Raw genomic sequence first — 24,708 nt, forward strand, 5'->3', positions numbered from 1 at the left:
GCGCAAATAAGACAAAGAATGATATCCCCAAATTTATTCATAATTGTTTGAATATTTTGGGGTTAAGTTTATTTTTTATCATTAGCTAATTGTTGTAAACATTGGGCAAATTCTTTTAAAGAGTCATTGCGTTGAATAGTTTGATGATTAATTTCAATATATTTTGCAATTGCAGGTGATTGTTTTTCATCATATTTCATAGCCTTGAGATTATTAGGTTTATTTTTTAAATTGGGATTTTTCTTAGTTAATATTGCTTTTGATAATTCTTCTAAAAACTCTTTTGCACCTTTACCTCCTGATTCAGATTCTGCGATCAGATTTGTTTTACCAGGTTGCTGACGTTTAGCAAAATTTATCCAATCTGGATTATCTCTATTTTTAGGGTTTTCTGCAAAGTAACAGCAAATACCCAAACAATCTATTAATAACCAAGCTTCTAACTCTTGTACCATCAAAATCAGTTTAGCTTTACCTTCAGATGTTTGAACCACCTGTAAAATTTGATTAAATAAAGAATTACTTTCTTTACGTCTTTGTGCTTGAGATTGAATGCCATCTGAATCTATTAAAAATATGACTAAATCATCTTTTTTAAGGTAAATATCAACTGCTTTTTTTAAACCTCCTGGCTCTTTGCCAACGTTATTCCATGTTGATTTACCAACAAAATAAATTTCTAAATCATAATCATAATAATCCAAAATTTTTCTAGCAATACAGCACACTGCATCTCTATCATAATCAGATTCAGGAGTCCAAATATGAATTCTAGGCATATTCTTTAGTTAAAATTTCTTCTATTAAATTACTATGATAAATTGCGCTACCTATGCCAAAATCATTCATCCAATCTGAAAGATCATCTCTGGTTGCAGATAATTTATCTAATAAACAAGCTTTTGTACCAGCTTCTCCTTTTTGATTTAAAAGAATTATGGAAATGTCTGATGATATTTCTTCTGTAGAAAAACAATCAAGTAATTGAGAACTATGGGTTGTAAAAATAACTTGTGTTCTGTTGGATAACCTTTTAATCAAGTTAGCTATATCTTGTAAAATACCTGGATGAAAGTTAATTTCTGGTTCTTCAATACCTATGAGACTAGGAATATCAGATTGATAAAGCATAATCAAATAAGCAACTAATCTTAAAGTGCCATTTGACAGATTGAATAAAGCTAACTTTTTCCCATCTTTTTCAATAACTGTAATCACTGGCTTTCCATCTTTTACTTCCTTTTTATCTAATCTAATATTGAGAATATCATTAAGTTCTTGACTTATTTGCTTAAATAAATGTTCATCATATCTAGCCCAATATTGTAAAATTTCTTGAGACTTACTAGCACTAGAATCTAGACTAGCTATTATTTCATCATCATCTGTAGATTGAGAAGTATTTATCATTTTTAGGATTTTAGGATATCCCCTAACTTTATCAGGATTAACATCATAAAACTTCCAATCTTTAATATAGCTGGCTAAATTTTTAGTAAATGGTTTTTTACCATATTTACCTGCATCTGTTAATGCGAGTCCATCACCTTCAGAATCATATATTTGAGAATTTCCGCCATCTTCATCCTTAACTATTCCTTTACCATTACTAATGTTAATAACTTCAATCCCATTAATTAAAAGATACTCTTGCTCAATTAAAGTGTTCTTGTCACTAAGACTAAGTGAAATACTATATTCTGCTTTTTGATTAATTTCATCATCTTCTATAGTTATCTGATAAGAGATTTGTTTTTCTCCCGTTCTTAATATTGAATCCATATAATCCAAAGGAGGAAGTGATGGAGCGTTCAAAATTTTCTTTAAAAAATTAAGTGCATCTAAAGAGTTTGATTTACCACTAGCATTAGCACCGACTAAAATGGTTAAATCTCGGAAATTGAGATCAACATCTCCTAAACTTTTAAAATTTTTGATTCTTGCCGATACGAGTTTAAGAGTCATAAATATCCCCTTTATATGAGCAGTTTACTTAAAATATGTTAATTATATTCACCAAGAATTAAGTATCCCTGACGGTATCAGAGGCACTATTACGAATTACAAAATGCTCTTGCAATTTTGCCACCATTTCCGCCCGTGCAGAAACACCCAATTTTTTAAACATTCTTTTCAATGCTTGTTTCACTGTATTTTGAGTAATCCAAAGTTTAGTCGCAATTTCTCCATTTGTTAAACCTTGAGCCACTAAAGCCGCAATTTCTAATTCCCTAGGTGTGAGGGGACATTCAACAGCAGGTTTAGCAGTTTTCAACTTAGCGCGGAGAGTGGCAATTTTGGCTGATAAATGAATACATAAAGCACTTAAATCAGCCAAATCATTAGCATTAAAAGAAGGACTGCCAGGGTCACGGGCAAAGTTGAGAGTACCTACTAAACGACCGTCACAAACTATCGGTCCAGTCATCACGTGTTCATGACGGGTGCAAAAATTTTTCCAGTCTTCTGGGGATAAAATTAATTGTTCATGGGTGGGTGCATGACGTTCCAAAACATAACTTCCCACCGGGTTAGCTTCTAAGCAAACCGCAGGAATTTCAGGAATTTCTATTCCTGTTAATAACTCATTGTCTAGAAAAGAAATACCCCAATGTTGCACGCCAAAATGCACGCCGATGGTATCCATCAGAGCTTGTTGTAATTCTTGCTCATTGTCAACATGGGCGATCGCTTCAAAAATGGCGTGGAGTGTTTTAGTCATAAGAGTACCCAGTTGGGGACTATGCGAACTGCAATAATTACCTCTATCCTAATATCATCAAGGATAAAAAGCTATTATTCAATCGTAGCCAGAGGACAAGCATCATGACAGTTACTCAAATCTCTGCCCAAGAACTTTTCCGGGCTGCATATCAAAACCGTTATACTTGGGATGAAAATTTCCCAGGTTACACCGCAGATATTACTTATAAATATGATGGTCAGGAGTTCACTGGCAAAATTCGTATTGAAGCTAATCTCAAATGGGAAGTTACAGAAGTAGAAAACGAAGCAGCAAAAAAAGCAATTGATAGCCAAACTTGGGAAATTGCTGTTCACCGTGTTCGTCGCACCTTTGAACAAACTCATGGCGAAAATACTTTTAGTTATGGAGAAGCTGACGAAACCGGCGCTGTAGAAATTATCCTTGGTGGAAAATCAACCGGTGATAAATATAAAGTTCGCAATGATGTAGTTACCCTTGTTCATCGTCATATTCATGGAGTTGTTGTGACTATTAACACTTTCAGCATTCAAGAAACTGGTGCAGGATATCTAGCTAACAGCTATGATTCTGTATATCATGACCCTAAAACTGGTGTTCAAAAAGGTGGACGTAGTGAGTTTACTGATGAATATGAAAAAGTAGGCAACTACTACGTTCTTTCTCGTCGAGAAATTCGCACTGAAACAGAAGGAAATATCTCAATTCAAGAGTTTATTTTCGGTAATCTTGAATTGTTAGGTTAACTTAACTAATCAAATCAATAGATCAAAAGATACCCGACTTCTTAAAGAAGTCGGGTATCTGTATACAAAAGCTAAAAAATTATAACAGATCAATTAATCAACTTGTGAATATTATCCTCCCAATTTGCCCCATCAAAAGGAACAATTTCAAAATTACCCATCACATCCCCATCTAAACATCGCACATTTACATCAATACAGTCGGGATGACTACGGGGAATATAAAAAGAATGAATACCACAAACTTTACAAAATTTATGTTTAGCAACACCCGTATTAAATTGATAAGTTGTTAAAACATCCTCACCTTGCAACAAAGTAAACTTATCTTTAGTGACAATTAAATGTAAAAAACCCTTTTTCCGACAAACTGAACAATTACAATCATCAACTTTATGTTTATCAACTATTACCTGAAAACGCACCGCCCCACAGTGACAACCACCTTCATAAGTGACAGTTTTATTAATATTTTTCCTCATCATTTATCACCCCAAAAAAATTGATTTTTATTTATTTTTTATCTGCGTTCATCCGCGTACATCTGCGTTTAATCAAGATACTTATATAGCAACCCCACAAAAACCCCAGGAATTTCCAAATGTGGTAAAATCCCAGTATCAGCTATAGCTTGAAAATCTCTAATTGCACCTTTATTTAAACTTGCTAACCTCCTACCCAAATTAATATTAGTAAACTGCGCTTCCTCACCCCAGAAAAACACAGTTGGAACTTGCAACTGTTGAATATACAAACTCAAATCAAAATACAAATCACCCTTCAAAAATGCCAAAGCGGAATATTTAGCATTAGGTTTCTGTGCAGAAGTTAAATAAGCTTCTACAATTTCTTGAGTCAATCTTTCCGATTTAGCAAACAGAAAACTTTGCAAAAAATTATTCACAGCAACTTCATTTTCTGCACCCAAACCATAAATTAAATTATCCAAAAAAGGTGTATTAATCACAGAAAGCGGTAATCTTCTACCAGCACCTTGTCCAAAATCATCAAACCCAGAAGGAGAAACTAAATACAATGCTTTAAATATTTCCGGTTGAGAAATAGCTAAACGAATAATAAAAGCAGCAGTTAAAGAAGACGCAACCACCGTCACAGGTTGATTACAAGTTTGGTGAATAAATTCACTAATAGTAGTCAAATAATCTTGAATTTGATAATCTTTAACTGGATGATCTGACTCTCCCCAACCAATTAAATCAGGTGCTAAAATACGATATTCATTAGCAAAAGCTGGATAAACCTTAGACCATTCACAAGCAGATGCACCACCACCAAAATTATGTAAAAATAACAAAGGTGGTAATTTTTCAACTGCTTCTATATTCCAAGGTTCACCAATTTGGGTATAATAAACCATATTACCCAAAGATGTCTTAATTAATTTCTGACCAAAACCAGGAGGTTGAAATTTCAGCATATAATATATAAGTTATGAATTAGGAATATTATCTTTATTTAAATGTACAATTTGATTGAGATTATCACCACTAATATTGTAAGCTGCACCAAAACCAATCACAAAACGTCCTTGCGTGGGAGTGAGTTGAAAAATTCTAAAATCAGCTAAACCACGTAACACTTCAATAATTTCTCCAAAGCGTTCTTGAAATTGATCAACAATTTGATTCCATTGATCAGTTTCTCTTTCAATTAAAGTAGCTGTACAATCAAAATTCAAGCGACGACGGGCAAAAATATTAGGACTTTTAGCTTCATCTTCAATAAATAAAACACTCACATAAGGATGAGATTGAATATTAACAGTATGGGTGGATAAACCACTCACATAAATATAAATGTTTTTAAATTCATCCATGACAAAAGGAGTATAACTAGCGTTGGGTATTCCTTTTTCGTTTGCTGTACTAATCATAATACTGGCAACTTCTTGAGGAAATTTCTCATACTCTGCTTGGATTTTTGCCAATTGACTCATAACCCATAAATCCATAATTAGCTGTTAATATACTATTATAATATAAAATTGCCGCAATTATCAAAAAACACTCCTCAACCATTAGCAATCACTATGAATGAAAACAATCGTCATCAATCTAAGTTATGTAGACTCATTCAAACCCTCACCTATTTTGAGGTATTCCCTGCACTGAACTGGGTACAAAATATATTTGCAAAAAATCGTTCTCAACCAATTCAAAATCAACCAAAAGGGGGTAATTTTATGGGTATAATTTTAGTAGCTGGTGCAACTGGTGGAGTTGGTAAACGAGTCGTACAAAGATTATTAGCGCAAGGTGAAAAAGTGCGTTGTTTAGTCAGAGATATTGATAAAGCGCGGTCAATTCTTGGTAATGAAGTTGACTTAGTAGTGGGAGATATTACAAAACCAGAAACTTTGAATGATTTGGTAATGAGTAATATTCAAGGTGTGGTTTGTTGTACAGCAGTGCGAGTTCAACCAGTAGAAGGAGACACACCTGATAGAGCAAAATATAACCAAGGTGTGAAATTTTATCAACCAGAAATAGTAGGAGACACCCCAGAAAATGTAGAATATAGAGGAGTAAAAAATTTAGTAGAAGCTGCTAGAAGATATTTACCAAACACGGGAGAAAAAACTATCTTTGATTTTACCCAATCATCAGAGGAATTAACAGCACAATTAAAAAATATTTGGGGTGCTTTGGATGATGTTGTCATGGGTGGTGTCAGTTCTAGCAATTTTAGCATTTTAGAAAAAACCGCTTTATTTGCTGGTAATGTTTCTACTGCAAACTCAGGAGGTTTTGCATCTGTAAGAACCAAAAATTTTGCACCTGCAATTAATTTATCAGGTTTTACCGGGGTGAGATTGAGAGTTAAAGGTGATGGACAACGTTATAAAATATTTTTGAGAACTGAAAATACTTGGGATGGAGTGGGTTACAGTTATTCCTTTGATACTGTAGCTAATACATGGATAGATGTTAATATCCCTTTTGTGAATTTAACACCTGTTTTTAGAGCGAAAACTGTTAAAGATTGTCCTGAAATTGATCAAAGTAAAATTTGTTCTTTTCAATTAATGTTGAGCAAATTTGAATATGACGGTGCTTTAAATCCTCAATTTAGTCCTGGTGGTTTTGCATTAGAAATAGAATCTATCAAAGCTTATGGTGGTGCAGGTTTATCACAATTTATTTTAGTTAGTTCTGCGGGTGTAACTCGTCCTGGAAGACCAGGAATTAATTTAGAGGAAGAACCCCCAGCAGTGAGATTGAATGACCAATTAGGAGGAATTTTAACCTGGAAATTAAAAGGAGAAGATAGTTTAAGATCAAGCGGAATACCATATACAATTATTCGACCTTGTGCGTTAACAGAAGAAGCGGGAGGTAAAGAATTAATAGTAGAACAAGGTGATAATATTCGGGGAAAAATTAGCCGTAATGATGTAGCAGAAATTTGTGTGCAATCGTTAAAAAAACCAAAAGCAAAAAATATCACTTTTGAAGTCAAACAAGGAGAAAATAACGTTAACTCTATCAACTGGGAACAATTATTTTCTCAATTGCAACGTGATCCAGTTAAGATAATCTAAATTTAGAATTATCTGCGTTTATCTCATCTGCGTTTAATTATTCATTCCTTTCCCTGAAAAAAAATACCATAGATACCCAAATTTTAAAACCGAATTTTAAAATAAATTGGGTATCTGTGTATTTGGGAACATCCCAATTTTGAAAAAATAAACTTGTCCACTGCAAAATCTCTCTAAAACTTTCTTTCCTTCGTGTCCTTCGTCCCTTCGTGGTTCGTTTATTTCATGTCTTGGCCTCAATAAAAAAATAAACTTACACATTTGGGATGCTTCCGTGTATTTCACCTTCAAAATCAAAATTAATGCAATATTAGAAATGTCAAAAAAATTGTTTTTTACAGTAATAGCTGGAATTTTAGCCATTATTTTGTGGAGTAGTGTTTTTTCTCATCCTGCAACATCACAACAAGTAGAATTTAGAATTTATAACCTAGAATCTAACTTGCGACGTTTAGAATTGCGGTTAAACCAAATAGAATTATCATTGCGTCAAAATCCTCAAATTCCATCTTCGAGAATTTCTCAAAATCCTGTCCAACCGCAAATTGATCAACGGAATTTATCACAATCTGACAGGGATAAAATGTTTGAGAGATTATCAACTTTAGTAGTGGAATTAAAGCAACAGGTTAATGATTTAGAGAAGCGGGTTATAAAATTGGAGACTGGGAAGTAGTGAAAATGTCTGAATTAGGATTTTTGATCTGTGATACAGAAATTGTAGGCAATATGTATTCTATGTTGTCAGCGAAGAATAAGGAGTAATTTGATTTAAAATTTCTCCTAAACTTCTTTTTGCTTCCATAATTTCATAAGCATTTTGCAATCTTAAAAAATATCCTTCCGAAAGTCTAAAATAGCGACAAAGACGCAAATCTATATCCGCAGTCATGGGAAGTTTACCTGTAATAATTTCTTGAATAGTAGGATGAGGTAAACCTAAATTATCAGCTAAAATATTTTCGCTGATTTCTAATTCATCTAAAAATTCATACTTTAAAATTTCACCAGCATGAGGATTATGCAGTAAGTTATTTTCCATGAGATTTTCCCCTGAATGGTAATCCACTATTTCTACATTATAAACATTTCTATAAGGATTTTCAGGATAAGAACACGGATAAACGCAGATTGTCTGAATCAGGATGTCCAGGATTTAAGGATTTTCAGGATGAGAACATTAAATAATTTTGTCTGAATCAGGATATCCAGGATTTAAGGATTTTCAGGATATGATTGATTAAGTATCAATTATTCCTGAAGTTCACAACTAATCATTAATTATATCACCAAAAATAATCCTCTACATCACAATATTATTGAATTTCTAAAATTATGATACCCACAAATAACCCCATCCTGTACATCCTTAAATCCTGGATATCCTGATTCATACAAAATATATTGACAAACACAACCATAATTAATTAACATTTGAATTGATGTAACAACAAATATTTGACTCTCCTATCCATTTTTAGTCCTAATTAATTATCACCATGCCTTACAGTGATTTTACACTTAAAAAAGTCCGCCAAGATTTAGCAATTACCATCCATGAAGGCGGAAGATTTTTCCCAGACATTCCTCCTGTAGCACCCGATGATTTATTACGTCAAGAACTAGAAGAAGGTGTACCTTTGGTACTCGCAAGAGGTAGCGAAAAAGCCCGTTCTGAATGGATTATTAGCCCTGTATTAACAGCAGTGAGAAGATTATTAAATCGTCAAGTAAGCCTTTTTTCTGGAGAAGATTTTACTGTAGATACCAACATGGGACTTAATGGTATTTGTGATTTTCTGATTAGTCAATCACCCACCCAATTAGAAATTCAAGCTCCAGTTATTATCATTATAGAAGCAAAAAAAGAAAATCTGAATGGTGGTTTAGGTCAGTGTATTGCAGAAATGGTAGCTGCTCAAAAATTTAATGCTGCTAATAGTATAGATATTTCTACTATTTTTGGTTCTGTCACCAGTGGCACAGCTTGGAAATTTTTGAAATTAGAAGGTAATTTAGTCACTATTGATATTACCGAATATCCCTTACCACCAGTTGAGCCAATTTTAGGATTTTTGCTGTGGATGTTAAGTAGTCATGCAAAATAAATTCTCCATCTCTTGATTTATATATCTTTTACATTTATTCAGCATCCCCCAAGTATTAAATAAGCAAGTATTAAAAATGCCCAGATTTTTTTCCAAATAGGCAAAATCTAGGCAATAATAAATATTGATTTTCTAGAACCCAAGCCGATGATGGGATTTGAACCCACGGCCTGCTGATTACGAATCATGTATCATGTATCAGGTGGTCTGGGTCGATCGTCTTTCAATAGCGCAGCGTCAAAAGCCCTTTGGTGAATTTTTGAATCAATCCAAGAATGGTAAAGGTTACTGTGAACCTGTAGAGAATGTCCCATCTGTTTAGCGGCTAGGCTTATATCAATGCCATATTCTAAGCTCCGAACAGCCCAGGCGTGGCGTAAGTCGTAAACATGAAATGGCATCTTCACCCGTGAAAAATATCGAGTACAAGTAAAACCTATTTCCCTGTTTGGGCGGTCTAGGTTAATCAGTGGGATTGTTGGATTAAGTAGATTAAAAGTCTCCACCCATTCGGGGTGCAGTGGCCATATTTTTCTGCTTCCTGTCTTCCCTTGGGTGATAGAGATGGCTGTTTCCCCTTCAAAAAGATTGTCTAAATCAACAAAAAAAACTTCATGGTTTCTTAATCCATAGGTAGCTATCATTCCATATACCCATCGCCAGCCAGGGTTCTTTAGCTCAAAATAAAAATCTTGGATTTGCTTATCTGTTGGGATTTCTCTTGCCTTCCTACTCTTATTAGAATAATTCCCCGATAATTTTAGAAAGTCACAATTCAGCCCCGCGAACTTTGCCAATAGCGACAAAGTTTGACAATATCGTTTTCTAATTCTCGTGTCAGGTGAGGAATGGTCAATTATAATTTTCTCTAAAATGATTGGTGATATATGCTCGTCGTGAGGCAGAAATTTAAAAATAGATTCATATTCTACTTTCCATGTTGTTTCGGTTTTAAAGGTTCTCTCTCGTCTTAGAAAGTAATCTTTTTCAAATTCCCTCACCCAATCACCAATAGTTTTGGTAGTTTCAGGTTCAACTAAATTCAGGTAATCAACCCAGTCAAAAGTTTTCGCATCTATCTGAACTGAGATAATTTTAGCCATTTTCTCGGCAATTTTTACCCCTTCATTATTAGCTTTTGCTACAGTTAACCTTTGTCTGTATGGCTTGGTATGGTTGGAATTTGGGCGCGGTGGCATTGTGCCACGGATGCACAATTTACCACCCATTATCTCTATCTGGAAGCCTACATAATTTGCCCGCAGCCGTCCATTTGCTTCCTTTATTCGTTGCTCAATATTGCTCATATCTTCCTGATTTGATGTCCCCAAAATTTATGTTTACAGGATACAGATGACCTCACCCCTTCAATCCTTAAATAAACAGGACCATGTTCACAGAGTTGAGAGGAAATAGTAGCTTTTTTCCCTCTATACTTCCCAGATAAAATTTCTACCCGGTCGTTAATATCTGCCTCTAACTTTTGAGAGTTTGGCAATACTCGCAAATCACCAAAATCACAGGCCAATTTTTTCCCATTAGCCGCACAATGGCAAAGCTCTAAATAATCATGCAGTGTTATAACCTTCACCGTCTGCTGATTTATGGCTGAAAAATATTCCTTATTGGGTTCAAGTATCGGCAGGACGATTGCACTCGATGAACCTGGATTTGGGGCAGAAATAATTTTTTTTGCTGATTTGATTCTGGATTTTTCTTCAGATGTTAGCAATTTCCAGACAGCATCCTTGAATGACTCGCACCATGCAGCGGTTAGAGACTCAACCAATCCCCAATCATCCCAGCAGTCACATTCTCTGAGAATTTCAATCCCTGTTTGTGGAATTTGAAGTTCCAATTGACTGTAGTGCCATTGTTCTCCGTTCAAGATTCGACAGTGGCATCCAATATTTTCTGCAATCTGGGTGATTGATCCATCAACCAGCACGAAATCACCAACCTTAAAATTATGTTCTGTTTTATTTTCTGAAATTTCCGTCATAGTGACTTCTGAACCGTCACAACCGTCACTTTCCTTGTGTGGTAAGGGTTCTGAACCGTCACTTGAACCGTCACTTGAACCGTCATCAACCGTCACTTGAACCGTCACTCGATTATTTAGCCAAACATCATAAGTAGGAATGTGATCGTGTATGCCTGGAATCCTGAGTTTCAAACCCCGGATAAACTTCCCTGTATTGGTGTGGACTTTCTCAACTGGCCAATTCAGTACAGACTTGCAAAGCTCCAGTAAATCCGGTGAGAAATTTTTATGACTCTTGGGACTATCACCCAAGTTGTAACAATGACGCGAGTAACTGCCAAATAAAGTTAGAATTTCTCCACCGTCGCTGCCTTCATGTTTACTGAACCCAATCGCCGTCTGTGCTTCAGGGTCATGAATAACTGACTGATTAATCCAGGCGGCTATAGAATCTACCCTCATTCTGTTTTCCCAAAACTCAAGGGTGCATTCTGGTATTTCCTGGATTCCCATTAGTACAGACGTAACATGATCGTCTGAAATAGTGAGAACGTGATTAGTGAATGCGGCTAACTCCGGCTCGAAGTCCTTCTCTAAATTTTTCCGTTTAGTTACTGGACATACGTTATTACAGGGAACGGTCAATACACGACGTTTAACACGGCTGGCAGATTCACCCCCAAATATAGGAAGGTTAGAAAGTACCATTACCATGCCGTCGTATTTGAATTTGAAAGCTGTTTTATGTTTCTCTTCTGCTCTTAGGTAATCTTCCCCAGTCAAGCTTAAAAATTTACCAATTTTACCAGTTTGTCTATCCTCATCTGGAAAAACTACCAACCTTTTGCGGTATGCGTTAGCTGGTTCAAATTTATCTTTACACCATTCCTCAAGGCTGGTGGTGTGTATATTTTCCTCACCAATTAAACTGGTAATTAGTCTAGAGAATGTGCCTTTACCAGTTCCACCCAAACCAATTAAATGCAGGAATTTTTGAAGGTCGGCGCGTCCTTTGATGACTGCGTTACAGAAGCACAACAATAAATCTTTAATGGCAGAATTACCAGCCGATAAGTCGTCAAGAAATTTATTAATCTTGTCAAAAGTTCCACCTGTTTCATAGTTCCTTGGTAGTTGCCAAGTCAATCTGTATCCCGGTGCGTGGTCCAGTAATTTGCCTGTTTTAATTTCTAGTACGCCATTCCTAAATGGTAGTAAATCATTAGGTAGTCGTTCGTTCCAGTTACGCTCTATTAATTCATGTCTTAGCAGTTTAGTTACTGCACTAACAAATGAACTACTAAATCCCTTGTACCCTTCACTTAAGATAATTTGATAAATTACTGCCTCTACATATTCATCTGTTTCTCTTGACCACATTCCATCATTGTCAGCGCCATATCTCATCCAAGATGAAATTTCGTTATTGTAAGCTAATACCCCTCTATATTTTTCAGCAATTTCTCTTGCTACACCTACTTGAGAGGGTTTGTAATCCTTATCATTTTCACTCGAATAACCGCCATCTTTAAACTGCTTTTCTAACCTTGCCATTGCAGCATGATAGGCAGTATCAAAGGCTCCTGAACCCTTGTTAACTATTAAATCATCAACACCTTTTCCATCCTCAGCACGCCAAAAAACATCTTCTATATAAAACGGAACACCGTCTGATTCTAGAGTTAACTTAAGTTGCTTCTTAGCAGAATTTACACGGCGTTTAGTTTTTTCGCTTGCATCCCTGTCCAGTCCAAAAAGCCAAATAGATTCTTCCTGATTGAATTGTTTAAGGTCTTCAATTAAGCCATACTTGTCAATCCTACCTCCACAGGAACAGCCATATAAAGCTATTCCTATGTAACCTTGAGACAGTAAAGATAAACTTTTACCAGCGCCTTCTGTAATGACTTTGGGAATCTTATTCTGGGTTTTCAACCATTCCCAAAAACTACCATCTTCAGGAACTTCTACACCGTATTTATTCCCAATTAACTTTCTAATATTCTTAGGGATTGGTGGTAAAAATGCTCTATCACCAATATCTTTAGGAGCATAATATCTATAAGGACGTTGACGGTCTTCATCCCAGATACTTAATACAGCTTGCCATGTTGTACCATCTTCATTTTTTAGGAAAGCTGCATACAATGGTTCGTTGGCTTGAAATCCAAATCGGGTGTATTTCCATCCTAATTCTTCATGTATTGGTGTTTCCACGTCCCCCCAAGGCGAGGTTTCTACATCTTGATGAAACTCGATACAACCTTTCAATAATGAAGCGATTACCCCACTACCATTGATGAATTTATTCTCTATAAATTCCCGGAATTCATGTAGTGAATTAAATCTATTTCGCCTGGTTTCTTCTGTCACATTCTGGGGATTTTCTGTTATAATTGTAGACATGAAAGGCTCCTGGTATTACTCAATTGCTTGCACCATCAACTGCTATTGTTGATGGTTATTTTTGCATCAAAAAGGAATATCACCTAAATTTTCCTCTAGCGATGGAGCGGGTGATATGTATTCGGGAGTTGTTACACGACCGGGAATTTGTACTTCCTCAGCTTCCGGAAAGTGACAGCCGCAATCGGAACAAGTGAAAGCATTTACATAATCCCCAAGGCTGATATTTTCGCTGTAACAACTGGGGCAAACATATATTGAATAGGTCATTAGTGATTGGTGATTGGTGATTGGTGATTGGTGATTGGTGATTGGTGATTGGTGATTGGTAGCAGGTACTTCCCTAGAACGATCGCCCGTCGCTAAATGCGTTTTTGAACTAGGCACTCTTCTGTCGTCTCTGGGGTTCGCTGTTTACCGGTTTCCCACTTATTCTTTTAGAGGTACTTGCTGATGTGCCGGGAACGCCCACTGACACAAGCTTTCGCCGCTGTTTAGATTTTGTGGGAATCTAAGAATGAGTAGTCATTGGTGACTACTCAAATCCAATTGTATCTCACAGTAATCATTTTTAGATATTTATTTTTAAGTATCCAAAAATGAATATCCTATGTTATTATGAATGAAGACAACGGAAAAAACAAGGACACTCCCTTGAAGCATCTTCGGGAAGCAGCCGGACTCACCCAAGAGCAAATGGCTAGAGAGTTAAATGTAGCTCTCAGTACATTTCGGCGATGGGAAAGAGGTGTGACCGAACCATCATTGACCCGCAAAGAGTGGACTAAGTTCTGCTCATTGCTAAAAGTTAGTTTCGACGATTTGCCCATCGCACTATCAGACAGTGTAGAGAAAAGTTAAGCGCAAACCGGAGAGGTGGCAGCCTCCTAGATCAAAGACCTGCCAGCGCCAAACCTACCTAACGACTGATAACTAACATCCGAAAACTAATTAACAAACTGCATAACAGGGGGAGATAGCAGCCCCCCGGCGATTGACGCATATTCAACGACCTGCTGGTGGTTTATGACCTTAGTTTTCGTATGGTTGCAATGCAGACATGTTTTTTTTGGAGAGAAAATTTTAAATGTATATATCAGTTAAAAGATGGGGGTCGTTGACGATCCAGTATGGCACTACTCACCTAATATTTTTTGGCACTCAAACCGATGCTCATCGCTTCGGGTTTACGAGATTCAACTCTAGGGATTTGTATTTTATGCTTTCACCAAAATTAAGGAGTGATGACTATCGTGTTGTTTGACAGTTTATTAATTATTCAATGCGGTGGGTTTTATTTCAAATGGGGAATATTTGGCATAGCCGCCAGTGGTGTACAAGTTCCAAATTTCCCCTTTGGTTGGTTCTGCTTCACTGTTTCTATTAATCCAAGGTTGAAAGACGAAGATGCAAACTAAAAAAGATTTTTACCTTTCAACAAAAATGAAGAAAACAGTAAAGCTAATTATCACCCGCTATGAAGCAGGAGGTGGAGTCACTACATCTACCAAAATAGACTCAGACTCAAGTCCTGATTTTATAGAGCAATACGGACATCTTTATCAGTTAATTAACGGAGAATATTTTCGGGTTGAATGTGAGTTGTACTCTCAAAGCTTTCGTAGAGTTTGCGAACTAGAAGAAATCATCCAAGAGGCAAGAACAAATGATAATCAGCTTTTCAATGACCACTAATCTGGCTGATAGATTAGGTAAAAAAGACCCGCTTTATGAAGGCGTTAAAACAGTAACTCGCAGACTGTGGACTGATACGAAGTTCAAATCAATCTGTAATCAATACGATGCCGGAATACGTCGTCATGCCGCATGGTCAGCACAGCCATTTGTACCCAACGCTAAACACATTGGATGGGTTAATTTAACTCAATTACCCTACCGTGAAAAACTGGAAGATATGCCGGAGGAAGACGTATTTTTTGAGGGCAATTTATGGAGGTCAAAGGATGAGTTTATCAAGTTTGTAGATATCCATCCCGATAATTTAGTTACTGTGATTCGGTTTGATTTTGTACCCTTAGTTAAGTCAATTAGGAATGTAGCATGATAAATTTCAGACACTTGGATGATGATGAAGTTTTCCGGGTTCAGAAACTGTCAAGACAAGTAGAAGACAAAACAGAACAATATATCAATTCTGTCAATTCAAGCCCTTTTGATATTCAGGACATATCGCTAGACTTTGACGAGTTGAAGGATGCAGTGAGGGCGTTAGAGGATTATTTCAAAGAATTAGACGAAACGGAAGATAAGGAGGCTGAATTTGGACTTTAGAATAATTAACCCCAGTTTTGGCTACTCTGAACACATTGATGAAAAAGCCCGTCAATGGGGAGGAGTAGAAGAAAACATCCTTAATTATTTATGTGATGTTTCCAACCTTGAAAAATTCGCTGACGTGGCTGCTGATTCTGACCAAATAGCATCTTACATTGACCCCTTTCTAGCCAATGCTGAAAAATATTTTGATGCAATGGAGAAGATGTCAGATGGTCAAGTCAAGTGGACTGAATTACGTAAAAAATTTAGTTCCAAAGTTGCTGATTCTATAGCCAAAATCAGAAAATTTGATTCTGAATTTGGTGCGGGGATGGAAATTTTAGACGCTCAAGATAGAAGCGACCGAACTAGATTAGAGGCTAAACGTAAAAATGCTCTAACTGAAATCGCTACCACCTTGCAGCATGATTTACAAGCTGAACTGTTTAGACATCAAAACAAAATTGCTGATATTACCAGCCGTGAGAAAGTCCAATCCGAACGACAAGCAATCAGCAATTCTGTTAGAGAAAAACGTCAATCTTTAATGGAACGGGTTAAACGCGGTAGTCGCGGTGGTAATCCCCCAGAAGAAAAAATCAACATTGGGTAATTCTCAATAAATAGGAGCAAGGCTGATGTTAGTACGGAGTGAACGCCCATCTACTAACACCAGCCCTTTTCATTTTAAAGGGCTGTGTGAAGAAAAGGGTACAGGGAACAGGGAACAGGTAAAAACTTTACCTGAAAACAACAGGGAACGAACTTTTAGACGTGCGGCCAATGCCTGTGAGATTGCAGCAGGGACTTGCCTAAACTCAACAATAATTTTTACCTTTCATCTCCTACAGGTTCACCCCGTGGGCATCTTCTTGGCAGTTGGTACTTGTCACTTTTACTTTACTGCTACGGCTGTTGGTGAAAAATCATTCCCCACTGCAATGGTCGGCGCTGCTGGTTCGCTGTCTGTACTGTGCGCCTTGAGTGAGCCGATAGGTGAATGGTTTGAGGCTAGAACCTCTGTAAATCGTGCGGTTGTAGAGATTGAGCGAATTTACAGTTCTAAAAATGACTTGCCTGATTGGTCAGGAGGAATTACGATCGCCCTCATTATTTTTGGGGTCAAGTTGGCAGTGTTTAGAGCAGTTTCCAAAAAGTGACGGATAAAGTGACGGTTGGTGACGGATAAAGTGACGGTTCGAGTGACGGTTCAGAACCCTTGCCACACAAGGAAAGTGACGGTTGTGACGGATAAAGTGACACTTCATTGTTTTTTTAAGATGAAATATATCAACGACTATCACCAAGAATTAACCGAGAGTCAGCAGTCAACATTGGCGGTTAAAATCCAAAAGCTAAGATTTGACTCACGGATAGGGATTATTTCTGTGGCTTTATTTTCAGGAATGGCAGCATCAGCGATGGCATGGCAGGGAACATCATCAACCAGGATTTACTTCTGTATTAAATCGCCGGCGGGGGAAATTTGCACTGATGAAAAAAACAGGCCATTTAGAATGACTCCTTACCACTGGCAGCAGTGGGAACTGAACGGACGACCAAAACAGGTAACTTTGAACCGATTGGAACTTCCCACCAATCCAGGTAAACCAATTCAAGCCGGCTGGGCATTTATCAGTTTTGCAGTGGCTGGCTGGATGCTCAGACAATTGCAGTTCGCTGAAAATCAAAAGTCAAAATGGGATAACGTAGCTAACCAAAGAGATGAAGCCATAGCCCATCTTGAGACTCAGATGGAATTAATGGAAACTGCCAGAGGCTTAGAACTGATAACAACTGATAACGCCGTTATCATTCAACAGGCTGAAATTCTGGGAGAGGTTGAAATTAAACTCACTCAACTAGAGGCGGCTGAAACTATTTTTGAAGCTGAAACGGCTGGAATGACCGAGGAACAGAAACAGGATTATGTGAACTTTGTCCGCAATCAGCAAACACCTTACCTAACCGGTAATCAAACTTTGGGTAAGACGATTGACCCCAACGACAAGGTGGATGGTGTTGAAAGTAAATCACTACACCCTGATTGGGTAACTCATGCCATTGATTATTTTTGTGTGATGGTTTGGGGCGCTCAGGGCAGTGGGAAAACTACAGCAGCTTCACACATTATCAAAGGCAAAAAACAGAGGGGCGACAAGATTATTATCCTGGACCCTCACGCAGCAAAGGGACAATGGGAAGGATTAGAAGTTATTGGAGCGGGGTTAGATTATGAAGAAATTGACAACTTTATGAAGTGGTACGACGACGAATGTCAGAGACGTTATCAATTATTAAGAAAAGAGGGAGAAGAAGCGGTTAAAAAATTAGGTTCAATTTGTGTGGTAGCTGAGGAATTAACTAATTATGCTAAACGTTGCAAAAACTCAGCAGATTTTATTCAAGCCTGTTTATCGGACAACCGTAAAATTTTCTTCAGTGCAATTTTTATATCTCATGGAAGAACTTTGGCTTTAACTGGCGGCTCTCAAGGAACTGCCAAAACCAGGGATGATTCATTTCTGGAATTACATTGCATTCCCCCAACCGGTGGCAGTGAACGGGCGTGGGAAGTTAAATATCCAGGGGGTGAATTTTCCCCAGTACCTGTTCCCCAGTGGGAGCCGATTTTTGATTTCGGCGAAACGGCTGCGCCCATCTTCCGAAATGAACGAAACGACGATACAGTAACACTTTCAGGAGATAAAAAAACTCATTTCGGACGTTTCAGAATGTCTCGAAATGAGATTTTGGAGGAGATTGATAAACTCCGAAACGAAATGAAATTATCCCAAACCCAAATCATCAAAATCCTTTGGGGTGCAAAGCCTGGGGATAACGACGCTTACCGAAATGCCGTTTCGGAGTTTAAGCAAGTGACAAGTGATAAGTGACAACTGGCTCAACCTTTTCTTTGCTGAATACAATGGTGAAGCTCCACAAACCTATCTTCTAAATTTGATAGACGAGCGCTCAACCTCTTGTCTGAATTTTTTAAAATTGATTCCAAGGCTAAAAAATTGGTTTTAGCTTTGGAATCAATTTCTTCCTGCAACTCTATTCGGAAATCTTTGAAAATCTTGTAAAAGAGAGAGGCTAAGGCGAGTTCGACTCCTATAAATCCTATTAAAAGTTCTATTTCTGTCATTAGAGGCACGGGTAGTTTTTTGAATCTATAAAATCCTCCGCACTGAAATTTGTGTTTTACCTAAAAATTGATAAGGGTAAAATACCAATTGAAATCTTCCTTGCCCGGAGAACAAATATTGAAAATTTTTCTGCAATACCACTACCTGATTTGATGCCACAAGCTTGTCAGGGTAATCAATCAAAACTTCGTCTAAACGTCCACAAGTTTGGTAATTCCTGAAAAGTTTTGATTTTGGAGTGACAGTAATAATCAAACTTGGGTCATCAAAAACATAAGGGATAAGTACAGATTCGATTTTTTTTAAATCCCATCTGTACTCGTTCTGGAAAACTAATTGAGTTTCCATTATTTAGCAGCTTTATCTAGCGAATAGGTTCTTCCGTCTGGACTAACAAAAGAGGTCGGTTTTTTCCCTGCTTTCCCTAGAAACTTTTTGATGTCCTCGATATTGGCTCCGGAAGGAACAGGAACGGAGAGCATTTTAACAGACACGCCCTTTTTTCCTGCTGTATTAGAAGTGGTTCCTGGTAATGGGACTTTAATATGCTTGGCTCCCATTGAACCGCGAACACTCACTTTCACGGTTTTACCTTTACCACCTTTACCTGCTTTTCGTGTAATTTGCGCGTTGGGTTCAATCTTGAATCCAAGTTTTTCGGCTACAGACCTCAACATAAAAACATATTGAGACTTAGCTCCTGCCCCTTGTCCCTGTCCTGATTTAAATAAAACAGTTGCGCGGGGACCTCTTTTTTTAGTTGCTCCTGCCATACTACCTCCCAATCAATGAATAAACGGATCAAAAATCAGAGGTAATCAATAGCGATTACTGTCACATCACCGTTATTTGCAGCAGCAGTTGTAAAAGGCAAGTTAGCAGAAACAGTCGCGTTACCAGCTTCGGTGTCAATCACAATCTGAATGTTATTTGGCTGGTTTTCTACAGGAGTAACAACCTTTTCTGCGCTGGAAAGTAAAGAAGCTGTCTCTAAGAACGCAGCAACAATATTAGTGGAGGTTAAATCACCACCACCATTATTGAAACTGGAATATGTACTACCTAAGTAGTCACTTCCGGAGATTTTGATAGTACCGTCCGTCTGAATACTGGCAATAATGGGAATAGTAGCCGCTACCGCAACAGTGCCAGTATCAAACGAAACAGTGGTAGAAAGGTTTCGTCTGGGAGGTAAACCAGGGTTAGCACCGTTACGGGTATTTTCAGCAGCATCCAAAGCGCGACAAACTTCAAAAAATGCTTGAGGTATTTGGGTGGATTTTAAAGTTCCACCAGTGCCAGCGTCAAATGTACTCATCTTGTTTGGGTCGTAAAAAATGTAATTACCGTAGCTATATCCAGTTGTAGCAGGGTATGTGGCGTTTTGAACCCCTATGATTTGAGTTACCGTTTTCGAGGTTAAGCTCGAAAACGCAATCACGCCTAATTCCCCATCTTGGTTTATGGTGTAATTAAGTGGTAGAGGTGCTTCTTCCTCCTTCTCAGTGTCAAATTTTGGAAGAAGTTGTGGAATTTCTTCTATAGCTTTACGCCACGCTTGATCCACATCAATTTGCTGTCCACTTGGTAAATTGGTAGGATTATTTTTACCAGAAGGTGATTTTATTTTTGAGTAATCAGGGAGAAATATGTACCAATATTTGCGCCACTTAATACCAATATAAATTTTTTTTCTGCGGAGTTTTTGAATTAATTCAATTAAATATTTTGAAGAATAATGTAACAATTGGGCGTAAGCCTCGACTCTTACAGCCCGACGATTATCAATCAGAAAAACCTGGAAAATTGTAGCCATTTTAAATAAGAGATTTTGACCATGTGGGGACTAAGTCTTTTTGACCATCAACAAAGAAATGACAACGGACAGGTTTTACTTTGCATTTCTTGTATACACCTTTTCTTTTACCTATTTTTGGTTCTTGTGTTCCGCTTTTAAGTTCACGCGGTACATGCGCTAAAATTGCATTAATAACTTGTAAGCAAACGGTTTCATTTTTAGCATTAACTATTATTTTTGAATTATCATTTAATACCTTTATACCTTCATAATCTCCTTTTTCATATTCGGGTAGGGATAATTTATAATTTTTATCCTTATTGTAATGTGGAATTGTTAAAGTCCATACTCCCCGACCATATTTACCATCTGGTAAAACTTCTCTATAAATTATTGATAGTTGTGGTTTCTGAAAGCTTCTTACCTGCCACCACTCTGGAACAACAGCGTAAGGCTCTGGACATTTATTATTTTTAGCTAAACATATCTCCGTATTAGTTTTGGATATTTCTTCATACAGTTTTTTAACTTTCTCAACTTCATTCCCCGTCGCGGTTTTGATCACCGTAATAGTAACTTTATTGGTCGTAGGTTTCCATATCCCTTGCGAGTCCTTCTCACAGGCTACGGTGTCTACTTCCACCGATTGCCATTGTAAACACTCTTGTTGTTTGATTCCATTATCTATTTGATTGATAATATTTGTCTGATTATTTACTTGAGTGCTTAAATTAGTTACTTGATTGGTTAGATTGTTTACCTGTGTGTTCGTATTAGTAATCGGATTAACTAAATTGGTAACTTGATTATTAATATTAGTAATCGGATTAACTAAATTGGTAATTTGATTATTAATATTAGTAATCGGATTAGCTAAATTGGTAACTTGATTATTAATATTAGTAATCGGATTAGCTAAATTGGTAACTTGATTATTAATATTAGTAATCGGATTAGCTAAATTGGTAATTTGATTATTAATATTAGTAATCGGATTAGCTAAATTGGTAACTTGATTATTGGTTGAAGTGACGACGCTACCGGTATTTAGAACCACTGGACGCATTGCTAAAACAGCCGCATTAGTAGCTAGTGATGTACCTTGTAAAGCAGCTACTTGCCCTTGTAAAGCAGCTACTTGCCCTTGTAGTGCAAATACTTGTGTGGTGACTGGAACTATAGCCGCTGTTTGCACCGCAGCAGCAGCAAGTGGCGATGCTTGATACCACATATTTAATCCAGCAGGAAAACATTTTCCATTGGTTAATTCCTGGCATAAAGCCTCTTGCATTGTAGATGGTAAAGCATCCGTTTTTAGTCGAATATTGTTAGAAATAACCTCAACGTTAGCGATTTTGGATTGTAAGACTCCCAGAATACCAATTACACCTGCTAATTCAGCCATATTAAAACTCCCATCCTTTCCATTAACGCCGTCTTTTCCTCTCTCTCCTTGAATCCCCTGTTTCCCTTGGATGCCCTGTAATCCTCTTGGTCCAGGAATAGATGCTTTTTTCAATGCCTCTTCTGCCTTCGCAATAGCTTGATTAGCTGTTGAATTAGCAGCATCAGCTTTTGAAATTGCAGTGCCAACTTTTTTATCAAGTTCATTTACTTTAGTAATTGCTTGGTTAGCTGTTGAATTAGCAGCATCAGCTTTTGAAATTGCAGCGCCAACTTTTTTATCAAGTTCATTTACTTTAGTAATTGCTTGGTTAGCTGTTGAATTAGCAGCATCAGCTTTTGAAATTGCAGTGCCAACTTTTTTATCAAGTTCATTTACTTTAGTAATTGCTTGGTTAGCTGTTGAATTAGCAGCATCAGCTTTTGAAATTGCAGTGCCAACTTTTTTATCAAGTTCATTTACTTTAGTAATTGCTTGGTTAGCTGTTGAATTAGCAGCATCAGCTTTTGAAATTGCAGTGCCAACTTTTTTATCAAGTTCATTTACTTTAAAAATTGCTTGATTAGCTGTTGAATCAATTGGGGGAATTTTATCTAAGGCTGAATTTGCTTTTCCTTCCGCTCTTTCCGCTTGATTTTTAATAGGAAGAATTAACCCCAAAATTCTGGAAACATCATTCCCTAACGCTGCCAAACCAGACTCAACAGCATCAATTCTACTCCCCAAAACTTGCAAAATTGCTATCGCGGCTAAGATAGATGCTATTTGGGCGGCTATCCCTGCCAATTTAGTCAAAGCAGCAGCAGCAGCAGTAGCAGCGGCTTTAGCAGCAGTAGAAGCAGCAGCAGCAGCAGCGTTGGCAGCGTTGGCTAAAGCCGTCGCATTAGCAATTTGTGGACCGAGGGGAGATACAGCTAACGCAATTGTACTCCCGATAATAGGGACTATTGAATTTTCAGCGCCTTTTATTGATTCATTTATAATATTTGGTTTTTCATTTTTGGGGATGAATTTATTGTCTAAAGCCGCAATTCTTTGATTTAAACTATTAATTTGACTTTGCAATTTCTCGCAACAATCACATTTACCAGCACATTGCAAAGTTTGATTCAAATTTCCAATTACACTCATGGTATTTATTATTCAATAATTTTATTTAATAAAAATCCCTGTGAACAATCACAGGAATTTTCAGAGAACTAGCTGCAATTTTTATTTTTCAATTGTGCTGCTAAACCTTCAATAGTTGCCCAATCCTGATTACTAATACACTTACCACTACATCCAGTACCACAAGCGGTTTCACATTCTGAAAGCGTGCTGTAAAGTCCTGGGGTGCTGTAAGTGGTGTCAGGAATACAAGCGCCATTTATGCAGTCATATTTCGCCTGTGGCGGTTCGGGGTAGCAAGCATCACAACTTCCATCCCTAACGGCTCTTGGATTTGGACAATACTGGTCTTTGATGGGATAGGTGACAATTTCTGCATGTTCAGTTCCTACAACATAGCCACTACCAGGTCCAAGCAAAACCCCATTAACATAAGGTTGCATCCAAGGTTGGTTTCCCGTATAGGGATTTGTAGGAGAAAATTGGTAGGTTACAGAATCAGCACAAATCAGTAGCTCATACCAGTAACCATTAAAACCTTGTCCGTAAAGTACCCAACATTTTTTAGCCATAATTAGTAGTCATTAGGATCAATCGTTGCTTCAGTGTCTTGTTTGGCGAAGTTTATGGTAATTTGCCGGAGTATCCATGATTCATTATTTTTTGTAGTAAATGAGTTAAAACCGTCGGATAGGTATAGGTTCTGGTTTGGTTCACTATCAAAATTCGCCTGAGTCAGAATAGCTTTAGCCTTTACCGCTATAGCTAAAATAATTTGATCAAGTGTACAAGTTTCAGCGGTAAGTCCTAGATCAGCCTTGGATAAAGTAATGGTAGTAGATGATTGGGTGCAGTTTGCGCCTAAATCAGTTAATGTTTTTTCTGCCATTTTTTTTACGAATATACTTATATATCTATATAGCTATTTATTGATAAATTTGTCAAAAAAAAGACCGGTTTTTTCTCTAAATGGTCAAAATCCGGTCAACAAAAAATATTAAAATTTTAGAACCCAAGCCGATGATGGGATTTGAACCCACGGCCTGCTGATTACGAATCAGCTGCACTACCACTGTGCTACATCGGCATAAACCATCCAAAATTATAGCATAATTCTTAAAAAAATGGTAGATCAAAATCTCAAAAATCGCTTAAAAGCCGAAATGGCCTCACCCTATCGGGGTTTAAGGCAGTTTATTTATCTTGGCGTTGGTGCTTCTGGTTTTATCGGTGCATTTGTATTTTTCTTTCAACTACTTGCAGGTAGAAATATTGATACCACCTTACCCAACTTTGCACTGCAAGCAGGAATAGTTGCTCTCATGGTATTTCTGTGGAGATGGGAACAGCGACGCTCCAAAGAGGTAGGAGTCAGGAGTCAGGAGTCAGGAGTCAGGAGAAGAAATTAGGAAGAAAAGTTTTCGGCGAATATAAT

At 37.3% G+C, this 24,708-nt stretch carries 30 protein-coding genes and 1 tRNA gene; 13 read left to right on the plus strand and 18 right to left on the minus strand.

Annotation, left to right across the window (positions count from 1 at the left end):
* Positions 1-68 precede the first annotated feature (68 nt).
* Genes IQ237_RS09880 through IQ237_RS09890 form a run of 3 tightly spaced genes read right to left on the minus strand, consistent with a single transcriptional unit; the run spans position 69 to position 2,722 of the window.
* Positions 69-779, minus strand: coding sequence for a DUF4276 family protein (locus IQ237_RS09880; protein WP_194054577.1), 711 nt, complete (start codon positions 777-779; stop codon positions 69-71).
* Entirely contained in the window at positions 772-1,965 is a 1,194-nt protein-coding gene (locus tag IQ237_RS09885; RefSeq protein ID WP_194054579.1) for an AAA family ATPase, read from the minus strand. The genes IQ237_RS09880 and IQ237_RS09885 overlap by 8 nt, the downstream gene beginning before the upstream one ends.
* Positions 1,966-2,023: 58 nt before the next feature.
* Entirely contained in the window at positions 2,024-2,722 is a 699-nt protein-coding gene (locus tag IQ237_RS09890; protein ID WP_194054581.1) for a LuxR C-terminal-related transcriptional regulator, read from the minus strand.
* A 104-nt stretch (positions 2,723-2,826) separates the two neighbouring features.
* On the opposite strand from IQ237_RS09890, the gene IQ237_RS09895 reads away from it, so the two are divergent.
* Positions 2,827-3,471, plus strand: coding sequence for a DUF3386 domain-containing protein (locus tag IQ237_RS09895; protein WP_194054583.1), 645 nt, complete (start codon positions 2,827-2,829; stop codon positions 3,469-3,471).
* A gap of 89 nt (positions 3,472-3,560) precedes the next feature.
* On the opposite strand, the gene IQ237_RS09900 is transcribed toward IQ237_RS09895, so the two are convergent.
* The 3 genes from IQ237_RS09900 to IQ237_RS09910 form a co-directional block, all read right to left on the minus strand.
* Positions 3,561-3,953, minus strand: a complete 393-nt coding sequence (locus IQ237_RS09900) for a GFA family protein (protein ID WP_194054757.1) — start codon at positions 3,951-3,953, stop codon at positions 3,561-3,563.
* A 68-nt stretch (positions 3,954-4,021) separates the two neighbouring features.
* Entirely contained in the window at positions 4,022-4,909 is an 888-nt protein-coding gene (locus IQ237_RS09905; protein ID WP_194054585.1) for an alpha/beta fold hydrolase, read from the minus strand.
* A 12-nt stretch (positions 4,910-4,921) separates the two neighbouring features.
* Positions 4,922-5,428 carry a HugZ family protein gene (locus IQ237_RS09910; protein WP_194054759.1) on the minus strand — a complete coding sequence of 169 codons (507 nt, stop codon included), beginning with the start codon at positions 5,426-5,428 and terminating at the stop codon, positions 4,922-4,924.
* 93 nt (positions 5,429-5,521) lie between these two features.
* On the opposite strand from IQ237_RS09910, the gene IQ237_RS09915 reads away from it, so the two are divergent.
* Together IQ237_RS09915 and IQ237_RS09920 are read left to right on the plus strand one after the other, a co-directional pair.
* Positions 5,522-7,033 (plus strand): CIA30 family protein, encoded by a 1,512-nt coding sequence (locus IQ237_RS09915; protein ID WP_194054586.1) that lies wholly within the window; start codon positions 5,522-5,524, stop codon positions 7,031-7,033.
* Between the two features lie 316 nt (positions 7,034-7,349).
* On the plus strand, positions 7,350-7,709 hold the full coding sequence (locus IQ237_RS09920; RefSeq protein ID WP_194054587.1) for a hypothetical protein: 360 nt from the start codon (positions 7,350-7,352) through the stop codon (positions 7,707-7,709).
* Between the two features lie 60 nt (positions 7,710-7,769).
* On the opposite strand, the gene IQ237_RS09925 is transcribed toward IQ237_RS09920, so the two are convergent.
* Positions 7,770-8,075 (minus strand): HigA family addiction module antitoxin, encoded by a 306-nt coding sequence (locus tag IQ237_RS09925; protein ID WP_194054588.1) that lies wholly within the window; start codon positions 8,073-8,075, stop codon positions 7,770-7,772.
* A gap of 457 nt (positions 8,076-8,532) precedes the next feature.
* Between IQ237_RS09925 and IQ237_RS09930 the strand changes: the two genes are divergently transcribed.
* Positions 8,533-9,141 carry a hypothetical protein gene (locus tag IQ237_RS09930; protein ID WP_194054589.1) on the plus strand — a complete coding sequence of 203 codons (609 nt, stop codon included), beginning with the start codon at positions 8,533-8,535 and terminating at the stop codon, positions 9,139-9,141.
* 191 nt (positions 9,142-9,332) lie between these two features.
* Here IQ237_RS09930 and IQ237_RS09935 read toward each other — a convergent pair whose 3' ends face one another.
* The 3 genes from IQ237_RS09935 to IQ237_RS09945 all read right to left on the minus strand — a co-directional run bounded on the left by IQ237_RS09935 (position 9,333) and on the right by IQ237_RS09945 (position 13,918).
* Complete coding sequence (locus IQ237_RS09935) at positions 9,333-10,448, minus strand: site-specific integrase (protein ID WP_194054590.1); 1,116 nt, start codon at positions 10,446-10,448, stop codon at positions 9,333-9,335.
* Positions 10,445-13,498, minus strand: coding sequence for a DUF3854 domain-containing protein (locus IQ237_RS09940; RefSeq protein ID WP_309225749.1), 3,054 nt, complete (start codon positions 13,496-13,498; stop codon positions 10,445-10,447). Before IQ237_RS09940 ends, IQ237_RS09935 begins: the two co-directional genes overlap by 4 nt.
* Positions 13,499-13,597: 99 nt before the next feature.
* Positions 13,598-13,918: a hypothetical protein gene (locus tag IQ237_RS09945; RefSeq protein ID WP_194054593.1), complete on the minus strand. Its 321-nt coding sequence runs from the start codon at positions 13,916-13,918 to the stop codon at positions 13,598-13,600.
* Between the two features lie 267 nt (positions 13,919-14,185).
* On the opposite strand from IQ237_RS09945, the gene IQ237_RS09950 reads away from it, so the two are divergent.
* The 8 genes from IQ237_RS09950 (at position 14,186) to IQ237_RS09985 (ending at position 18,705) form a co-directional block, all read left to right on the plus strand.
* Positions 14,186-14,392 (plus strand): helix-turn-helix transcriptional regulator, encoded by a 207-nt coding sequence (locus IQ237_RS09950; protein WP_228019969.1) that lies wholly within the window; start codon positions 14,186-14,188, stop codon positions 14,390-14,392.
* Between the two features lie 383 nt (positions 14,393-14,775).
* Entirely contained in the window at positions 14,776-14,949 is a 174-nt protein-coding gene (locus IQ237_RS09955) for a hypothetical protein (RefSeq protein ID WP_194054597.1), read from the plus strand.
* A 25-nt stretch (positions 14,950-14,974) separates the two neighbouring features.
* Entirely contained in the window at positions 14,975-15,226 is a 252-nt protein-coding gene (locus IQ237_RS09960) for a hypothetical protein (protein WP_194054599.1), read from the plus strand.
* Complete coding sequence (locus IQ237_RS09965; protein WP_194054601.1) at positions 15,216-15,596, plus strand: hypothetical protein; 381 nt, start codon at positions 15,216-15,218, stop codon at positions 15,594-15,596. The genes IQ237_RS09960 and IQ237_RS09965 overlap by 11 nt, the downstream gene beginning before the upstream one ends.
* The gene (locus tag IQ237_RS09970; protein ID WP_194054603.1) at positions 15,593-15,823 is read left to right on the plus strand and encodes a hypothetical protein; all 231 of its coding nucleotides are present in this window, start codon (positions 15,593-15,595) and stop codon (positions 15,821-15,823) included. Before IQ237_RS09965 ends, IQ237_RS09970 begins: the two co-directional genes overlap by 4 nt.
* A complete protein-coding gene (locus IQ237_RS09975; RefSeq protein WP_194054605.1) occupies positions 15,813-16,421 on the plus strand; it encodes a hypothetical protein in 609 nt (202 codons plus the stop codon). Before IQ237_RS09970 ends, IQ237_RS09975 begins: the two co-directional genes overlap by 11 nt.
* 25 nt (positions 16,422-16,446) lie before the next feature.
* The gene (locus IQ237_RS09980; protein WP_194054607.1) at positions 16,447-16,968 is read left to right on the plus strand and encodes a hypothetical protein; all 522 of its coding nucleotides are present in this window, start codon (positions 16,447-16,449) and stop codon (positions 16,966-16,968) included.
* Between the two features lie 120 nt (positions 16,969-17,088).
* Complete coding sequence (locus IQ237_RS09985; RefSeq protein ID WP_194054609.1) at positions 17,089-18,705, plus strand: type IV secretion system DNA-binding domain-containing protein; 1,617 nt, start codon at positions 17,089-17,091, stop codon at positions 18,703-18,705.
* 8 nt (positions 18,706-18,713) lie between these two features.
* Here the strand turns inward: IQ237_RS09985 and IQ237_RS09990 are convergent, their stop codons facing one another.
* The 8 genes from IQ237_RS09990 to IQ237_RS10025 form a co-directional block, all read right to left on the minus strand.
* Complete coding sequence (locus IQ237_RS09990) at positions 18,714-18,959, minus strand: hypothetical protein (RefSeq protein WP_194054611.1); 246 nt, start codon at positions 18,957-18,959, stop codon at positions 18,714-18,716.
* A 25-nt stretch (positions 18,960-18,984) separates the two neighbouring features.
* Positions 18,985-19,308, minus strand: a complete 324-nt coding sequence (locus IQ237_RS09995; RefSeq protein WP_228019972.1) for a hypothetical protein — start codon at positions 19,306-19,308, stop codon at positions 18,985-18,987.
* The gene (locus tag IQ237_RS10000; RefSeq protein WP_194054613.1) at positions 19,308-19,733 is read right to left on the minus strand and encodes a hypothetical protein; all 426 of its coding nucleotides are present in this window, start codon (positions 19,731-19,733) and stop codon (positions 19,308-19,310) included. The genes IQ237_RS09995 and IQ237_RS10000 overlap by 1 nt, the downstream gene beginning before the upstream one ends.
* 35 nt (positions 19,734-19,768) lie before the next feature.
* Positions 19,769-20,776 carry a hypothetical protein gene (locus IQ237_RS10005; protein ID WP_194054615.1) on the minus strand — a complete coding sequence of 336 codons (1,008 nt, stop codon included), beginning with the start codon at positions 20,774-20,776 and terminating at the stop codon, positions 19,769-19,771.
* A gap of 1 nt (position 20,777) precedes the next feature.
* On the minus strand, positions 20,778-23,294 hold the full coding sequence (locus tag IQ237_RS10010; RefSeq protein ID WP_194054617.1) for an alanine-zipper protein: 2,517 nt from the start codon (positions 23,292-23,294) through the stop codon (positions 20,778-20,780).
* 68 nt (positions 23,295-23,362) lie between these two features.
* Positions 23,363-23,845 (minus strand): hypothetical protein, encoded by a 483-nt coding sequence (locus IQ237_RS10015; protein ID WP_194054619.1) that lies wholly within the window; start codon positions 23,843-23,845, stop codon positions 23,363-23,365.
* 2 nt (positions 23,846-23,847) lie between these two features.
* Entirely contained in the window at positions 23,848-24,162 is a 315-nt protein-coding gene (locus tag IQ237_RS10020; RefSeq protein WP_194054621.1) for a hypothetical protein, read from the minus strand.
* 126 nt (positions 24,163-24,288) lie between these two features.
* Positions 24,289-24,360: transfer RNA gene (locus IQ237_RS10025), tRNA-Thr, on the minus strand.
* Between the two features lie 37 nt (positions 24,361-24,397).
* On the opposite strand from IQ237_RS10025, the gene IQ237_RS10030 reads away from it, so the two are divergent.
* Positions 24,398-24,682: a DUF3493 domain-containing protein gene (locus IQ237_RS10030; RefSeq protein WP_194054623.1), complete on the plus strand. Its 285-nt coding sequence runs from the start codon at positions 24,398-24,400 to the stop codon at positions 24,680-24,682.
* Positions 24,683-24,708: the final 26 nt, after the last annotated feature.

It is taken from the genome of Sphaerospermopsis sp. LEGE 08334, assembly GCF_015207205.1.
Taxonomy (GTDB): domain Bacteria; phylum Cyanobacteriota; class Cyanobacteriia; order Cyanobacteriales; family Nostocaceae; genus Sphaerospermopsis.

Bases quoted from the DNA above. Each gene is read 5' to 3' on its own strand.
- IQ237_RS09890 (WP_194054581.1), bottom strand. From the start codon at position 2,722: ATGACTAAAACACTCCACGCCATTTTTGAAGCGATCGCCCATGTTGAC.
- IQ237_RS09930 (WP_194054589.1), top strand. From the start codon at position 8,533: ATGCCTTACAGTGATTTTACACTTAAAAAAGTCCGCCAAGATTTAGCA.
- IQ237_RS09880 (WP_194054577.1), bottom strand. From the start codon at position 779: ATGCCTAGAATTCATATTTGGACTCCTGAATCTGATTATGATAGAGAT.
- IQ237_RS09920 (WP_194054587.1), top strand. From the start codon at position 7,350: ATGTCAAAAAAATTGTTTTTTACAGTAATAGCTGGAATTTTAGCCATT.
- IQ237_RS09915 (WP_194054586.1), top strand. From the start codon at position 5,522: ATGAATGAAAACAATCGTCATCAATCTAAGTTATGTAGACTCATTCAA.
- IQ237_RS09955 (WP_194054597.1), top strand. From the start codon at position 14,776: ATGACTATCGTGTTGTTTGACAGTTTATTAATTATTCAATGCGGTGGG.
- IQ237_RS09985 (WP_194054609.1), top strand. From the start codon at position 17,089: ATGAAATATATCAACGACTATCACCAAGAATTAACCGAGAGTCAGCAG.
- IQ237_RS09970 (WP_194054603.1), top strand. From the start codon at position 15,593: ATGATAAATTTCAGACACTTGGATGATGATGAAGTTTTCCGGGTTCAG.
- IQ237_RS09995 (WP_228019972.1), bottom strand. From the start codon at position 19,308: ATGGAAACTCAATTAGTTTTCCAGAACGAGTACAGATGGGATTTAAAA.
- IQ237_RS10020 (WP_194054621.1), bottom strand. From the start codon at position 24,162: ATGGCAGAAAAAACATTAACTGATTTAGGCGCAAACTGCACCCAATCA.
- IQ237_RS09910 (WP_194054759.1), bottom strand. From the start codon at position 5,428: ATGAGTCAATTGGCAAAAATCCAAGCAGAGTATGAGAAATTTCCTCAA.
- IQ237_RS09900 (WP_194054757.1), bottom strand. From the start codon at position 3,953: ATGAGGAAAAATATTAATAAAACTGTCACTTATGAAGGTGGTTGTCAC.
- IQ237_RS09965 (WP_194054601.1), top strand. From the start codon at position 15,216: ATGACCACTAATCTGGCTGATAGATTAGGTAAAAAAGACCCGCTTTAT.
- IQ237_RS09990 (WP_194054611.1), bottom strand. From the start codon at position 18,959: ATGACAGAAATAGAACTTTTAATAGGATTTATAGGAGTCGAACTCGCC.
- IQ237_RS10010 (WP_194054617.1), bottom strand. From the start codon at position 23,294: ATGAGTGTAATTGGAAATTTGAATCAAACTTTGCAATGTGCTGGTAAA.
- IQ237_RS09885 (WP_194054579.1), bottom strand. From the start codon at position 1,965: ATGACTCTTAAACTCGTATCGGCAAGAATCAAAAATTTTAAAAGTTTA.
- IQ237_RS10000 (WP_194054613.1), bottom strand. From the start codon at position 19,733: ATGGCAGGAGCAACTAAAAAAAGAGGTCCCCGCGCAACTGTTTTATTT.
- IQ237_RS10015 (WP_194054619.1), bottom strand. From the start codon at position 23,845: ATGGCTAAAAAATGTTGGGTACTTTACGGACAAGGTTTTAATGGTTAC.
- IQ237_RS10005 (WP_194054615.1), bottom strand. From the start codon at position 20,776: ATGGCTACAATTTTCCAGGTTTTTCTGATTGATAATCGTCGGGCTGTA.
- IQ237_RS09895 (WP_194054583.1), top strand. From the start codon at position 2,827: ATGACAGTTACTCAAATCTCTGCCCAAGAACTTTTCCGGGCTGCATAT.
- IQ237_RS09905 (WP_194054585.1), bottom strand. From the start codon at position 4,909: ATGCTGAAATTTCAACCTCCTGGTTTTGGTCAGAAATTAATTAAGACA.
- IQ237_RS09935 (WP_194054590.1), bottom strand. From the start codon at position 10,448: ATGAGCAATATTGAGCAACGAATAAAGGAAGCAAATGGACGGCTGCGG.
- IQ237_RS09925 (WP_194054588.1), bottom strand. From the start codon at position 8,075: ATGGAAAATAACTTACTGCATAATCCTCATGCTGGTGAAATTTTAAAG.
- IQ237_RS10030 (WP_194054623.1), top strand. From the start codon at position 24,398: ATGGTAGATCAAAATCTCAAAAATCGCTTAAAAGCCGAAATGGCCTCA.
- IQ237_RS09960 (WP_194054599.1), top strand. From the start codon at position 14,975: ATGAAGAAAACAGTAAAGCTAATTATCACCCGCTATGAAGCAGGAGGT.
- IQ237_RS09980 (WP_194054607.1), top strand. From the start codon at position 16,447: ATGTTAGTACGGAGTGAACGCCCATCTACTAACACCAGCCCTTTTCAT.